The sequence below is a fragment of the Undibacterium paludis genome (genome assembly GCF_022568815.1).
GTDB lineage: Bacteria > Pseudomonadota > Gammaproteobacteria > Burkholderiales > Burkholderiaceae_D > Undibacterium.
This window is the reverse complement of record NZ_JAKZHX010000033.1, coordinates 1-12,762: the sequence shown is the minus strand read 5'-3', so window position 1 is coordinate 12,762 and position 12,762 is coordinate 1. Positions and strand designations below refer to the sequence as shown.

At 52.9% G+C, this 12,762-nt stretch carries 14 protein-coding genes; 4 read left to right on the top strand and 10 right to left on the bottom strand.

Translation table 11 applies throughout. From position 1 onward, the window contains the following. Positions 1-281: 281 nt before the first annotated feature. Both LZ463_RS28650 and LZ463_RS28645 read right to left on the bottom strand, forming a co-directional pair. A complete protein-coding gene (locus tag LZ463_RS28650) occupies positions 282-596 on the bottom strand; it encodes a hypothetical protein (RefSeq protein ID WP_241459743.1) in 315 nt (104 codons plus the stop codon). A 552-nt stretch (positions 597-1,148) separates the two neighbouring features. Further along, positions 1,149-1,673: a MarR family winged helix-turn-helix transcriptional regulator gene (locus tag LZ463_RS28645; RefSeq protein ID WP_241459742.1), complete on the bottom strand. Its 525-nt coding sequence runs from the start codon at positions 1,671-1,673 to the stop codon at positions 1,149-1,151. 183 nt (positions 1,674-1,856) lie between these two features. Here LZ463_RS28645 and LZ463_RS28640 point away from each other — a divergent pair, with 183 nt between their 5' ends. Together LZ463_RS28640 and LZ463_RS28635 are read left to right on the top strand one after the other, a co-directional pair. After that, the gene (locus tag LZ463_RS28640) at positions 1,857-2,738 is read left to right on the top strand and encodes an EamA family transporter (protein WP_241459741.1); all 882 of its coding nucleotides are present in this window, start codon (positions 1,857-1,859) and stop codon (positions 2,736-2,738) included. Positions 2,739-2,771: 33 nt separating this feature from the next. Further along, complete coding sequence (locus tag LZ463_RS28635; RefSeq protein WP_241459740.1) at positions 2,772-3,389, top strand: nitroreductase family protein; 618 nt, start codon at positions 2,772-2,774, stop codon at positions 3,387-3,389. Between the two features lie 16 nt (positions 3,390-3,405). On the opposite strand, the gene LZ463_RS28630 is transcribed toward LZ463_RS28635, so the two are convergent. The 5 genes from LZ463_RS28630 to can form a co-directional block, all read right to left on the bottom strand. Further along, positions 3,406-4,119 carry an SDR family NAD(P)-dependent oxidoreductase gene (locus LZ463_RS28630; RefSeq protein ID WP_241459739.1) on the bottom strand — a complete coding sequence of 238 codons (714 nt, stop codon included), beginning with the start codon at positions 4,117-4,119 and terminating at the stop codon, positions 3,406-3,408. Continuing rightward, entirely contained in the window at positions 4,116-4,355 is a 240-nt protein-coding gene (locus tag LZ463_RS28625; RefSeq protein WP_241459738.1) for a TIGR02450 family Trp-rich protein, read from the bottom strand. Before LZ463_RS28625 ends, LZ463_RS28630 begins: the two co-directional genes overlap by 4 nt. A 55-nt stretch (positions 4,356-4,410) precedes the next feature. Further along, entirely contained in the window at positions 4,411-5,958 is a 1,548-nt protein-coding gene (locus tag LZ463_RS28620) for a cryptochrome/photolyase family protein (RefSeq protein WP_241459737.1), read from the bottom strand. A 26-nt stretch (positions 5,959-5,984) separates the two neighbouring features. Then, entirely contained in the window at positions 5,985-6,143 is a 159-nt protein-coding gene (locus LZ463_RS28615) for a DUF2256 domain-containing protein (protein ID WP_489686164.1), read from the bottom strand. Positions 6,144-6,263: 120 nt separating this feature from the next. Beyond that, entirely contained in the window at positions 6,264-6,932 is a 669-nt protein-coding gene (gene can / locus LZ463_RS28610) for a carbonate dehydratase (RefSeq protein WP_241459735.1), read from the bottom strand. A gap of 197 nt (positions 6,933-7,129) precedes the next feature. Here can and LZ463_RS28605 point away from each other — a divergent pair, with 197 nt between their 5' ends. After that, on the top strand, positions 7,130-7,825 hold the full coding sequence (locus LZ463_RS28605; RefSeq protein ID WP_241459734.1) for a type 2 periplasmic-binding domain-containing protein: 696 nt from the start codon (positions 7,130-7,132) through the stop codon (positions 7,823-7,825). A 17-nt stretch (positions 7,826-7,842) separates the two neighbouring features. On the opposite strand, the gene LZ463_RS28600 is transcribed toward LZ463_RS28605, so the two are convergent. The 3 genes from LZ463_RS28600 to LZ463_RS28590 form a co-directional block, all read right to left on the bottom strand. Then, positions 7,843-9,084, bottom strand: coding sequence for an RNA polymerase sigma factor (locus LZ463_RS28600; RefSeq protein ID WP_241459733.1), 1,242 nt, complete (start codon positions 9,082-9,084; stop codon positions 7,843-7,845). Between the two features lie 21 nt (positions 9,085-9,105). Next, the gene (locus LZ463_RS28595; protein WP_241459732.1) at positions 9,106-9,489 is read right to left on the bottom strand and encodes a YciI family protein; all 384 of its coding nucleotides are present in this window, start codon (positions 9,487-9,489) and stop codon (positions 9,106-9,108) included. A gap of 146 nt (positions 9,490-9,635) precedes the next feature. Then, the gene (locus LZ463_RS28590; protein ID WP_241459731.1) at positions 9,636-10,358 is read right to left on the bottom strand and encodes a glutathione S-transferase N-terminal domain-containing protein; all 723 of its coding nucleotides are present in this window, start codon (positions 10,356-10,358) and stop codon (positions 9,636-9,638) included. A gap of 169 nt (positions 10,359-10,527) precedes the next feature. Here LZ463_RS28590 and LZ463_RS28585 point away from each other — a divergent pair, with 169 nt between their 5' ends. Beyond that, positions 10,528-12,714 (top strand): NHL repeat-containing protein, encoded by a 2,187-nt coding sequence (locus LZ463_RS28585; protein WP_241459730.1) that lies wholly within the window; start codon positions 10,528-10,530, stop codon positions 12,712-12,714. The last annotated feature ends 48 nt before the right edge of the window (positions 12,715-12,762 follow it).

Below are 12,762 nucleotides of genomic sequence, written 5' to 3'. Positions count from 1 at the left end.
ATAGTGTCTTGCTTATATGCCTTCTGGCTCGTCAAAATAAACTGATGTACTTATTTTGATGCACAGCATGCGTACGTTTACGTTGTAAAAAACCTTATCTACGCACTGGCCAGCATCTCCCAAATCTTGGATTAGTCTCTACTCAACTGTAACTCATCATTGACGAAACTAAAACGGAAGTACACCTCGTTTTCCGGAGTAACTGAAAAATAAAGCGTATCAGATTCCTTCCTGTCTTTTTTCTTGTAATCAAGTTCACGCACAACAATTCTATGATCACCTTACTTGACACGCATCAAAATAGAATTTTTTGGTGCAACATCTTTCTTGTGGTTAGCAACAATATTGCCATCAACATAGACTGAATATTGTTTCTGGATTTCCCGAGCATTCACGCCAAAATCTATCCTGACAAAGCAGTTATTTTCGTCAAGAAATTTTGCTTCTGCCTCCAGCATCCATGAATTTCTGGTACGGCCGGTATTTTCCTTTATCCACAATGACTCTTCTGTGACCACCACGCCATCTTTAAAAGGCACATAAGTTCTGTCGATGTAAATTCCTTTGGAAAAAGCAAGGTAAAAATCCCCCGTCAATTTCTCATGGGCGATATCGCAAAATTCAACACGATGACCAAGATATTCGAATCCCTGCAGATATAAATGACCGTGCTCATCCAGTAACTAATGCGACACGTAACCACGCCAGAGTGCAGAAAATACTATCTTCACAGGTCTTGGTAAGGTCGAAAATTCATATGTACAATATCCTTTCTGGATAACTGGATTTCCTGCGGTGACGAAATCCCAAAAAGTAACCTTCGAGTTTGACGTCCTTATGCCTGCAAATAAATCCTTCAGGTCGTTGCGCTGTCATCGCTTGCAATCTCCCACATATCCTTCGATAAAATAAAATTGTTTTTCTTTTGTGCAGCCTGACTCAAATTTTTGTTTCAATGATCGTTTTCAATGACATTGGTCGTATTGCAATGCGCCGCATGGTGCTTCAAGGTTCCGGGATAAATATGTATCCCGTGTGCGATGCGCACATGCGGCGCAATATATTGCTCCCTACGATTATCCAGTTGCAATTTGCATTTATGAGGTTACGTTCTGATCATCACACAAAAAATTTTTTTGCCATCACCCTTACACCCTCTCCAACACCGCCAGCATCGCCCTCAAACCCTCATTCAATTGCTTCAGTTCCCCGACACTCAAGCCTGACATGATGCGTCTCTCGTTCTCTACGTGAGCAAGCAACGCACGGTCTACCAGGTCTTTGCCGGCATCGGTCAATTGCACCAGCATGCTACGTGCGTCGTCGGGGTTTTGCAGGCGGGTGATCCAGCCGCTGGCTTCGAGTTTTTGTAGTCTGTGGGTCATCGTGCCTGAGGTGACCATGAGTTTGGAGAACAGGTCGGTCGGGCTCATGCAAAAGGTGGTGCTGGAGCGGCGCAGGGTGGCCAGCATGTCGAATTCCCAGGCGCTCATGCCAAAGTCGTTGAAGGTCGCGTCAAGCGCGCGCCCCAGCAGGTCGCTGCAACGGCGCAGGCGGCCTATGTTTTCCATGGGGCTGCAATCAAGGTCTGGTCTGGCATTGCGCCATTGCTCCAAAATCTGATCAACTGCATCCAGCTTCTTTTCTGCCATCTCGCTCCCCTGATTATTCATTCGCGCATCCATTATTCGTTTGCGCATAGCTCGACATTATATGGGCAGCCCTCTGGCGATTCATGTATTTACGCCCTTTCACTGCTTACCGCTTGCTTAAAGACCCCACAAGACATGTGCATTTATCTTGATATCAAGATAGTTTATGCTAAGATGAATTTATCTTGAACTCAAGACATTATCATGAAAACTGCAAACCCGTCTTCACGTCTGGGCTTTTGGCTCGATACCCTGCTGACTGCCCTTGCCCCTGCCATCTGGGGCTCGACTTATCTGGTCACTACCCAGTTCCTGCCGCCGGACCGGCCATTTACGGCGGCCTTGTTGCGCTGCCTGCCCAGCGGGATTTTGCTGGTGCTGTTCTGCAAGCGCCTGCCCCTGTCGCGTGAATGGGGGCGCTTGCTGGTGCTGGCGGCACTCAATATCGGTTTCTTCCAGGCGCTGCTGTTCATTGCAGCTTACCGCCTGCCTGGCGGCATGGCAGCCGTCATCGGCTCCATACAACCCTTGTTGATCATGGCGATGGCATGGTTGCTGGACAGGCGCAGGCCAGCCGCGCTGGCAATCACGGCAAGCATCTTTGCGGTATTGGGCATGGCGGCGCTATTGCTCTCAGCGACAGCGGTGATGGATGGCGTAGGCCTGGCTGCCGCTGCGGCAGGGGCAATCTGCATGGCAGGCGGCACCTATTTGTCGCGTCGCTGGCAAAGCAGTTTGCCAGTGCTGGCTTTTACGGGCTGGCAGTTATTGCTGGGTGGCTTGATTTTGCTGCCTATCACCATGATGGTGGATGCCCCACTGCCCACGCTGAACCTGACGCAGATACTGGGCTATGCCTATCTGTCTGTCGTTGGTGCCTTGCTGGCTTATAGCCTGTGGTTCCGTGGCATTGCGCGGCTGTCACCGGTTGCGGTTTCTTCGCTGGGTCTGTTAAGCCCTATTACTGCTGTCATCCTGGGCTGGGTAGTGCTGGATCAAAGCATGCGCGGTCTGTCGCTGGCAGGTTTGTTCATCGTACTTGGCAGTGTCATCGTCGTGCAAAAAAGCATGCGCAGCCAGGCCTGAAATTTTCACTCTCATTTATGTTTAGGAATAAAAATGCACGCATCCATACAAGAAATCATTGAATCCCGCGTCTCTGCAAATAACTATGACAGCAGCCGCAAACTCAGTGAGGCCACGATCAGCGAGCTGGTACGGCTGGCGACACTGGCTCCTTCTGCGTATAACTTCCAGAACTGGAAGTTCCTGGCCGTGGTCAGCGATGAGGCCAAGTTGCGTTTGCAGGCAGCAGCTTTCAACCAGCAAAAAATCAGCGATGCCGCTGTCAGCTTCATTATCTGCGGCACGCTGAATGCTCACGCACAACTGGAACCGGCCTTGCGCCCCTCAGTGGATGCCGGGATTATCGACAGCAAGACATTGGCAACCTGGGTAGGCATGGCAGAACAAAGCCACATCGGCAATGCGCTATTACAAAGAGATGAAGCCCTGCGCTCGGCCTCACTCGCCGCAATGACACTGATGCTGGCAGCACAGGGCATGGGCCTGGCATCTTGCCCACTCAGTGGCTTTGACGCAGATGCCGTCAGCAGGGAATTTGATCTGCACACAAGCGAGATACCCGTGATGCTGGTAACGGTGGGTTATGCGGCTGCGGGCAACTGGCCACAAAAGCTGCGCAAGCCTGTGCAGGAAGTGATGCAGGTGGTGTGAATATCTTTTGACGATCTCACCAGGGCAGCATCTCACCTGCATAGGTATAAAACCCACCCGATTGTGCAGGCTGCATGCTGTTGATCACCGCCAGCATTTCACTGGCTGCCTGCCCCACCGGGCGGCCTATGCTGGCACCGCGAAAAGGCTGTGACAAGGCGGTGTTGACCGTGCCGGGGTGCAAGGCAAACAAGACCGCATCAGGGTGCGTGCGTTTGAGTTCTATGGCAGCAGTCTTGACCATCATGTTCAGCGCCGACTTGGATGCGCGGTAGCTATACCAGCCACCGAGGCGATTGTCTTCTATGCTTCCAACCTTGGCAGATAACATGGACATCACAGCTCTTTGCTTATCGAGCAGCGGTGTGAAATGGCGCAAGAGCATGGCGGGGCCAAAGGTATTGACGAGGAAAGTCGCCTGCATTTGCGCATACTGCAAATCGGCCAGTTTTTTCTCGGGCATGAAGTCAGCGGTATGCAATACACCAGTCGCATTGATGATGAGATGAAAAGGGCCGAGTTCTTTCATCATGGTAGCAGCTTGCGCGATGCTGTCTTCAATGGTGAAATCCAGTGGTGGCTGGCTTTGGCGGTGCAGACATACCACCTGGCCGCAATGTTCTTGCGCACGCAACTGTTCTGCAAATGCCGCACCTATGCCACCGGATGCGCCGATAACCAAGGCCCTGAAGCCCTGCGGGAAGGAGCTTAGCAAACTATCTGCCATCATACCCACCCTTGCTTCCATATGGTCGTGTCAGCCAGTTCCCGCCAGGCGATCTTGCGTTTGGCCTTGGTATAGACGGCTTCAAGTTCAACAAATTCGACCTGGGCATTCATGACAAGTTGCCCTTCTTGCGGCTCGGACAAATAAACTTTACTGACCAGAAAATGCTTTTGTTTGGCAATGACTTCTACCGCAGTCCATTTGGAGAGCATGAGCTTGTTTGGCTGTATGGGGTTCATTCCTAGGCTTTCAAAAGCAAGGTGCTAAGGTGCTAAGGTGCTACAAACAATATACTTAAAGATCATCGAGTCTGGCACGTAGATCTGTTGCCCGGTCGCGCAGCGCCTGCAAGACATCTTTATCCATTTTCCTGAGCTGCGGATACACCATGCCTATGCGAGGATTACTCGCTAACTTGTCTTCGTTGCGCGCAAAAAAATCCCAGTACAGGGCATTGTAGGGGCAAGCCTTTTCACCTGTACGCTGCTTTTTATCGTAATGGCAGCCCTTGCAATAATCACTCATCTTGTCGATATAGGCTGCGGCAGATACATAGGGTTTGGTCGCCAACATACCACCGTCAGCAAACTGGCTCATGCCCAGGGTATTGGGTAATTCTACCCATTCAAACGCATCAATATAAATGCCCAGGTACCAGTGATGCACTTGCTGTGGCTGCAAACCGGCGAGCAGGGCAAAATTGCCTATGACCATCAGCCTTTGTATATGATGGGCATGGGCTTGCTCCAGCGACTGACTGATGGCGCTGGAGAGGCAGCGCATTTTTGTTTTACCGGTCCAGAACCATGCTGGTAATTCTGCCTCATGGGCAAAGTAATTATGTTCGTCATAGCCTGGCATTTGCGCCCAGTAAATGCCACGCACATATTCTCGCCAGCCCAGTATCTGGCGTATGTAACCTTCTACCGCTGGCAAGGCAGCATGGCCAGCCCACAAGGCAGCCTCGACCTTGCTGACGACCTCTTGGGGATGCAGCATTTTGACATTCAGCGCAAATGAAATCAGTGAATGAAACAAGCGCCATGACTTGCTGCTCATGGCATCCTGGAATTCACCAAAATGCGGCAAGGCATGCGCGATGAAGGCATCAAGCTGCTTCAAGGCTTCTGCACGGTTCAGCGGCCAGGCAAAATTGCTGGCATTCGCTTCACCAAAACTATTGATGCCTGCCTGCTGTATGGTTTGCCACAGGGCGCCATGATCATGCCGGGGCCGGAAATCTGCTGGTTCCCAAGGTATACCTTGCCAGGCTTTGCGGTTGTCATGGTCATAATTCCATTGCCCGCCGACTGGCTTGTTGGCTTCTTCCAGCAAGACTTGGTGCTTGACGCGCATGTGGCGGTAGAAATGTTCCATCAGCCATTTCTTGCGGCCTTCAAACAGGATGGCGGCTTCATCACGGCGAGTAAAAAAATGTTCACTGCTGCACATGCGGCAGTTGATCTTGCTGGCATCACAATAGGCAGCGAGTTGCACATCGAGCCTGAATTCATCAGGCTCCTGGTATTCAAACTGACTGCACTGGTAATGCGCCAACAGGCAGTCAAGATTGGCTGTCAGTGATTGTGTATTGTCTGCGTCATCGATAGTCAGGTAATGCAGTCTATGCCCGGCGGCTTGCAATTGCGCAGCCAGATCACGCATGGCAGCAAAGATGGCGATAATTTTTTGCGCATGATGGAGCACATAATCTGTCTCCTGGCGGATTTCCATGATGACATAGACCACCTCGTCCGAGACCTGACTAAACCAGCTATGCGCAGGATTGAGCTGGTCACCGAGAATGAGGCGCAATATGCTTGCGGGTGCGGCAGTTTGCATGGCGTTTTCCAGTCTGATGGCGGCTTTCAAGCCTGTGACTTGCTGCTATTGCCCCCGCTGTTGTTACGGCAGCGCTGGGAACAATATTTGACCTCGTCCCAGTTTTTTTCCCACTTTTTGCGCCAGTTAAATGGCAGGCCGCAAGTCTGGCAAAGTTTGCTGGGCAGGTCGGTCTTCTTTCGCATTTTCATCTGCATTTCATCTGAATAAGCTCATCAGGAAGATGCCTTGATATTGCAAATAAAGCGATGGCTGCATTGTGCAGCCATCTGTATCGCTACTGACTGATACTAAAAAAAGAATCTTTATTGACCATAACGTGCCAGGCTGGCCTCAAGATGCGGTGTCAACTCGTCAGCCGAGCTGATAGTCATACCCAATTCACTGAGTAAACCATCACGCAGACCATACACCCAGCCGTGCACAGTCAAGGGCTGACCACGTTCCCAGGCATCTTGCACGATGGTGGTACGGCAGAGATTGACTACCTGCTCGATGACATTGAGTTCGCACAGGCGTTCGCTTCTCTCTTGCTCCGAGATTACCTGGCCGAGGTATTTTTCATGCTTTTGATGCACGTCCTGCACATGGCGCAGCCAGTTGTCAGCCAGGCCAACACGGCGGTTAGTCATGGCAGCATGCACGCCTGAGCAACCATAATGGCCGCAGATAATGATATGTTTGACACCAAGTACATCAATCGCAAATTGCAGTACAGAAAGACAATTGAGGTCAGAATGCACGACCACATTGGCGATATTGCGGTGGACAAATAATTCACCAGGCAACAGGCCCAGCAATTCATTGGCAGGAACGCGGCTGTCTGAGCAGCCTATCCATAAGTATTCAGGGCTTTGCTGTGCCGCCAGCGTTTTGAAGAAGTTGGCATCTTTTGCCGTGATGGCAGCAGCCCAATTGCGGTTGTTTTCAAATAATTGCTGTGGAGTCAGTCCCGGGTTACTTTTTTCGCTCATGCTCTGGCCCATTTATTTCAAACAGGCGTGATTCTAACCTTAATGCCGTGCTCTTGCATGTCTGACGCCTGATATATCCATGATGACCTTGTTGTATTGAACAGTACCCTGGCTTGTGAGTCAGGGCGGAATGCGCAATACTTGCTGCAAGGTTCACCCCACGGTCACTAACCCAGCTTCACTGTAGAAAGCCAGGCATGATTTCAGGCAAGTATTGCAAAAAATTTACCGTACTCAGTATTGTTTTTGCCATGCTGCTAACACACGCAGCAAGTCAGGCGGAGGAAGAGAGCTTACGCATCACCACCTTTGGCAACGGCGGCCCCATGGAAAAAAATGCCGCCATCTACCTGACAGATGCCTATAAAAAACTCGGTGTCAAAATTGAATTCGTCAACCTGCCAGGCAACCGTGCCCTGCAGGAATCCAATAGCGGCCGTCTTGATGGCGAGTTGATGCGCAAAGCAGGCTTAAGCAATGAATACCCCAACCTGATGCAGATACCTGTTGCCCTGGCCACCACGAATACCGTCGCCTTTGCACTCGATAAAAACATCGCTCTCGACAAGGGCTGGGCCAGTCTGCGTGAGCACAGTTTTTCTTATGAAACCGGCACCAAGATCATAGAACAGAATACCCAGGGATTTACCACTGGCTTCGCTGAGCTCAACATCAAGGCAGCCTTCAAACAGATGCTCAACAGACATGTCGAGCTAATTGTCATTGATGAAAACACCGGCTTGCAACTGGTCAAAGAAATGGGCCTGGAAAATACCGTGTATATGCTGACACCACCTGTCAGCACGATACCTCTTTACCATTATTTGCACAAAAAACATGCCGTACTGGCAAGCAAGCTTGAAGCCTTGTTGCGCAAACAGGCTCAGCCCTGAAGCAATCAGGCCCTGCTTTAATCCTTTCCCCTCATCTTGGCCTGCTGCCTTTGCAGGAAAAGCCGCACGGCAGGATCTGTTTCCAGACCAATGGCGGTTTGATAGGCTGCATGAGCATCTTGCAGCAAGCCCGCTCGCTGCAGCAGATTGGCACGCGCCGCCCAATAAGCCTGGTAGTGTTGCAGACGCGGTTGCGCCTGTAAGGTCGGCAATGCCTGCAAGGCCACCATTGGCCCATCGGTTTCAGCCAGTGCAATGGCATGATTGATGGCGACCACCGGCGAATCTGTCAATACCATCAATTGCCGGTACAGGGTGACGATGGCGGACCAGTCTGTCTTGCCGGTATATTTTCTCATTACATGAACAGATTGCACGGCCGCTTCCAGCTGGTAACGGCCTGGGTCTAGCATGGCGGCGGCACGCTTGAGGATTTTTTCTGCGGAATGAATTGTCTGAGCGTCCCACTGCTCCATGTCCTGCCGGTCCAGCGGCACATAATCACCCGATGCATTGCGCCGCGCATGGCGACGTGACTCTGTGTACAGCATCAAGGCCAGCAAACCCAGTGCTTCGGGCTCATCCGGGGCCAGCGTGGCCAGCAATTGACCAAGCCAAATGGCCTCTTCAGCCAGGTTGCGTCTGTGCGGTTCTGTGCCCGACGGGTCTGACCAGCCGTCGGTATAGGTCACGTACACGGCATCAAGTATGCTATCAAGCCTGTCGGCAATCACGCTCTGATCAGGGATGACCAGGGGTATGCCGGAATCGCGTATCTTGGCTTTGGCCCGCACCAGCCGTTGCGCCATGGTCGCCGGCGGCACCAGAAAGGCAGAAGCAATCGCCGCCGCATCGAGACCCAGTATGGTTTGCAGTATCAGCGGTGCACGGATTGCCGCATCAATGGCCGGATGGGCACAGGCAAACATCAGGGCCAGACGCTGGTCGGGGATGGCTGCACTGTCCACCTCCTCCATCAGTTCATCGCTGAGCAGAAGCATGTCTGGCAAGAGCGCCGCATGGGTTTGCCGGTGCCGCGCTGCATCGATCATCGCCCGCCTGGCGACGGTCAGCAACCAGGCTTCAGGCCTTGCCGGCACACCGGTCTGCGGCCAGTTTGTCAGTGCACTTTCAAGGGCGGTGGCAAGGGCGTCTTCTGCCCAGGCCACATCATGCGAACGGGCAGACAGGATGGCGAGCAGCCGTCCATAACTGTTGCGGACGGCCGCCTCTGCCGCCTGGGCTACTGCGTCGGTCACCTGGTGAACTGTTACAGTCCGCTAGCCGGCATTACTGCATTCCGGCGAAGACATTTTTTCTGTCGGCCAGATCGGACGCACTTCTATTGATCCATAAGCGGCACCGGGGCAACGTGCTGCCCAATGCAGTGCCGCATCCAGGTCAGCCACATCAATGATGTAGAAGCCACCGAGCTGCTCCTTGGCTTCGGCATAAGGTCCATCAAGTACGGTGGTCTTGCCTTCACGCACGCGCACCGTCGTCGCTTTGGTCGATTCACGCAAACGCTCGCCCGAGACCAGTGCCCCAGCCTGTATCAGGGCCTGGGTATAGGCCCCGTAGGCGGCAATCATCTGTCCCATTTCAGCATCGGGTATCTGCTGTTCTTCGGCTTCATTTGCTGCGATCAATAACATGTATTGCATGATGTTCTCCTCAAATTATCTTCCATAAACAACGGGCAGGATGCGCCGTCATGACAATGACGTTTGGGATACAGGCAAATCGACAAATGATCAAAAATATTTTTCGCTCATGAATTCATGTTCAGCAAATGCGGCCCGGTCAGAGATTATTTTCCGGGAATCAGCAAACCCCTCTGCACCGCCGGACGGCCGACAAATGCTGCCAGGGCGCGCTGCACATGCGGGAAATCATTGATACCGACCAGCTCACCTGCCTCATAAAAGCCGATCAGGTTACGTATCCACGGAAAACTTGCGATATCGGCAATGGTGTACTGATCACCCATGATCCACTGACGGTCAGCCAGACGCTGGTTGAGCACGGCCAGCAGTCGTTTTGATTCTGCCACATAGCGGTCACGCGGACGTTTGTCTTCGTAGGCCTTACCGGCAAATTTATTGAAGAAGCCAAGCTGGCCAAACATCGGGCCTATGCCGCCCATCTGGAACATCAGCCACTGTATGGTTTCATAGCGTTCCGCTGCATCAGCAGGGATGAACTGCCCGGTCTTGTCTGCCAGATACAGCAGGATGGCGCCGGATTCAAACAGCGCCAGCGGCTTGCCGCCAGGGCCCTGCGGGTCAATGATGGCAGGGATTTTGTTGTTCGGGTTAAGCGACAGAAATTCTGGCGACATCTGGTCATTCCTGTCAAAGCTGACCAGATGCGGTTCATAGGGCAGACCGGTTTCTTCCAGCATGATCGATACCTTGACACCGTTTGGCGTAGGCAGGGAATACAGTTGCAGCCTGTCAGGGTGCTGGGCAGGCCATTTTTTGGTGATCATGAAATCGGCCAGGTTTTTTGGTGCGGACATCGGTGCGGACATTTATCTTCCTTTATCAGAGCAGCTTGCGCACAGGCGGCAAGCCTTTATGACGTATGCTAATCCAAAACAGAAAATCAGGTGTGATGCCTTCAAATTTCATCATGCGTGACAGGCCTCATCAAAATCAGCTAAGCTGCCGCTTTGCTCCTGCACACCGTCCACATTCTGTATGCCTGTCACTACCAAGCGCCGTCTCTCGTTTTTCATCGTGCTGATTGTCATGTTGATTGTCTGCGTCATCGCCATACTGGGCTTCATGCGTTATGCAGGTAATGAGACAGCAATAACAGGGCCAGCAAAGCTGATGGAAAAAGCCGGCATCAAACCAGGGCCCGCACCAACCGTCTTCGACTGGCAGCCAGCGCTTGAAGTCTACGCTGGCGCAGCCGATGTCGACAGCAGCGACTTCTCTGACCCCTACGGTATTGCTATCGACAAATCAGGCAATATCTATGTCAGCGATGCCGGCGAACATAATCAGATCATGAAGATAAGCCGCGATGGTGCCATCACTGCCCTGGCCGGATCAGCAGAAGGTTTTGCAGACGGCCAGGGCGCGCAAGCCGCTTTCAATACCCCATCAGGCATGGTGATAGATGGCAAGGGTAACCTTCTGGTTGCCGACACCGCTAACCATGCAATACGCTGCATCAGCGCTGATGGCGTGGTCACCACGGTGGCCGGCAATGGCAAACCCGGTTACCAGGACGGGCCGGCAGGCCAGGCGCAATTCAATGGCCCGGTCGGCGTCACCGTCGATAAAACGGGCAATATCTATGTGGCCGACACCTATAATGACCGCATCAGAAAAATCAGCACAGACGGCCAGGTCAGCACCGTGGCTGGTGGTGCGCTATCCGGTTATCTTGACGGCCCCGCTGCCACCGCACAGTTCGACACGCCAACAGGCATCACAGTCAACAGCAAGGGTGACCTGCTGATCGCAGACAGCCGCAACAATGCCATACGCCGCCTGTCCGCAGATGGTCAGGTCAGCAGTGTGCTGCACACGCTGGCTGAAGAAGAAAAACCGCTGATGCAAAGACCATTGAGCATCGTCGCCACCTATGATGACCACCTCTACATCGGTGAAGGCGGCAAGGGCCGCATCATACAGATATCGCCAGCAGGTGAAATGCGCGGCGTCACCGGTGTCGGTATCGAATTCACCGCCGGTGATGACAGTGTACCCAGGCTGGCCCAGGCAACAGGCATCGCCCTCAATCAATACGGCTCTTTGCTGGTGGCAGATTCAGCCAGGTTACAGGTCATGAAGATCAGAGTGCGTAATGGCCGCGATCAGGGCAAGGAAGAAATCAAGCCAACGGCACCCACGCCGCTGGCCGGTGTGCACAATACCAGGGCAGATGAACGGATCAAGTCCTACCCCTGGCCCGTCAAATCACAACAGGCGCCGCATGAAGTCGTCGGCACAATCGGTGAAGTACGTGGCAACTACAATGGCGAAAGCCGCGACCACTTCCATGCAGGCCTTGATGTGCAGGCCAATATGGGCACCCTGGTCTATGCCATCGCCGATGAAAAAATGCGTGGCACCGGCAGTACCTGGGGCTATGATGGCCTGAGCGAAGGCATCAAGCTCGACAGCATGGCCTACATCCATATCAAGGTAGGGCGCTCGGCAAAAAACCAGGTACTTGATGAAGACAAATTCCAGGTACAGACAGACAGCGAAGGCAAACCCTATGCCATGCGCGTGCGGCGCGGCACCCGTTTCAAGACCGGTGAGGTGCTGGGCAGCATCAACCGCATGTTCCACGTGCACCTGGAACATAATCACGCTGGCACCAAGGTCAACCCGCTGGCGCTGAACTTCCCCGGCTTTGTCGACACCACCAGACCGCAGATTGAAGACATACAAATCCTTGACGGTACAGGCGCTGCCATCAAACAAAAACAGAATGGCAAACTGCTGCTGTCAAAAACCGTGACTGATTACAGCATCGTCGTTGATGCCTACGACCAGGCAGACGGCAACGCCAAACGCCGCCGCCTTGGCATCTATCAATTAGGCTATCAGATACTGCACGCCGACAGCAGCCCCGTCGCAGGCTTTGAAAAACCCCTCATCAATATGGAATTCAACGCCCTGCCCCCGGACCGTGAAATGGTACAGACCGCCTACGCCGAAGCCAGCGGCATCACCGTCCACGGCGCGAAGAAAACCCGCTTCCTCTACGTGGCAACCAATACCGTCAGGGACGGCGTGGCAAAACAGGGCAACTGGGACGTCAGCAAGCTGGTAGCAGGCGATTACATCCTGCGCATCCATGCAGCGGATTTTGCGGGGAATGTGGCGAGGGACAAGCGGGATCTGGCGTTCAGGGTGGAATAGGGTTATCAGGCCAGCTTCAACCCTGTTGCCTGGTCACCCTCTACAGCC

What these genes read in the sequence shown, in the direction of transcription:
- LZ463_RS28645 (WP_241459742.1), bottom strand. Translation starts at nt 1,673, where the DNA reads ATGAATAATCAGGGGAGCGAGATGGCAGAAAAGAAGCTGGATGCAGTT.
- LZ463_RS28640 (WP_241459741.1), top strand. Translation starts at nt 1,857, where the DNA reads ATGAAAACTGCAAACCCGTCTTCACGTCTGGGCTTTTGGCTCGATACC.
- LZ463_RS28635 (WP_241459740.1), top strand. Translation starts at nt 2,772, where the DNA reads ATGCACGCATCCATACAAGAAATCATTGAATCCCGCGTCTCTGCAAAT.
- LZ463_RS28630 (WP_241459739.1), bottom strand. Translation starts at nt 4,119, where the DNA reads ATGATGGCAGATAGTTTGCTAAGCTCCTTCCCGCAGGGCTTCAGGGCC.
- LZ463_RS28625 (WP_241459738.1), bottom strand. Translation starts at nt 4,355, where the DNA reads ATGAACCCCATACAGCCAAACAAGCTCATGCTCTCCAAATGGACTGCG.
- LZ463_RS28620 (WP_241459737.1), bottom strand. Translation starts at nt 5,958, where the DNA reads ATGCAAACTGCCGCACCCGCAAGCATATTGCGCCTCATTCTCGGTGAC.
- LZ463_RS28615 (WP_489686164.1), bottom strand. Translation starts at nt 6,143, where the DNA reads ATGCGAAAGAAGACCGACCTGCCCAGCAAACTTTGCCAGACTTGCGGC.
- can (WP_241459735.1), bottom strand. Translation starts at nt 6,932, where the DNA reads ATGAGCGAAAAAAGTAACCCGGGACTGACTCCACAGCAATTATTTGAA.
- LZ463_RS28605 (WP_241459734.1), top strand. Translation starts at nt 7,130, where the DNA reads ATGATTTCAGGCAAGTATTGCAAAAAATTTACCGTACTCAGTATTGTT.
- LZ463_RS28595 (WP_241459732.1), bottom strand. Translation starts at nt 9,489, where the DNA reads ATGCAATACATGTTATTGATCGCAGCAAATGAAGCCGAAGAACAGCAG.
- LZ463_RS28590 (WP_241459731.1), bottom strand. Translation starts at nt 10,358, where the DNA reads ATGTCCGCACCGATGTCCGCACCAAAAAACCTGGCCGATTTCATGATC.
- LZ463_RS28585 (WP_241459730.1), top strand. Translation starts at nt 10,528, where the DNA reads ATGCCTGTCACTACCAAGCGCCGTCTCTCGTTTTTCATCGTGCTGATT.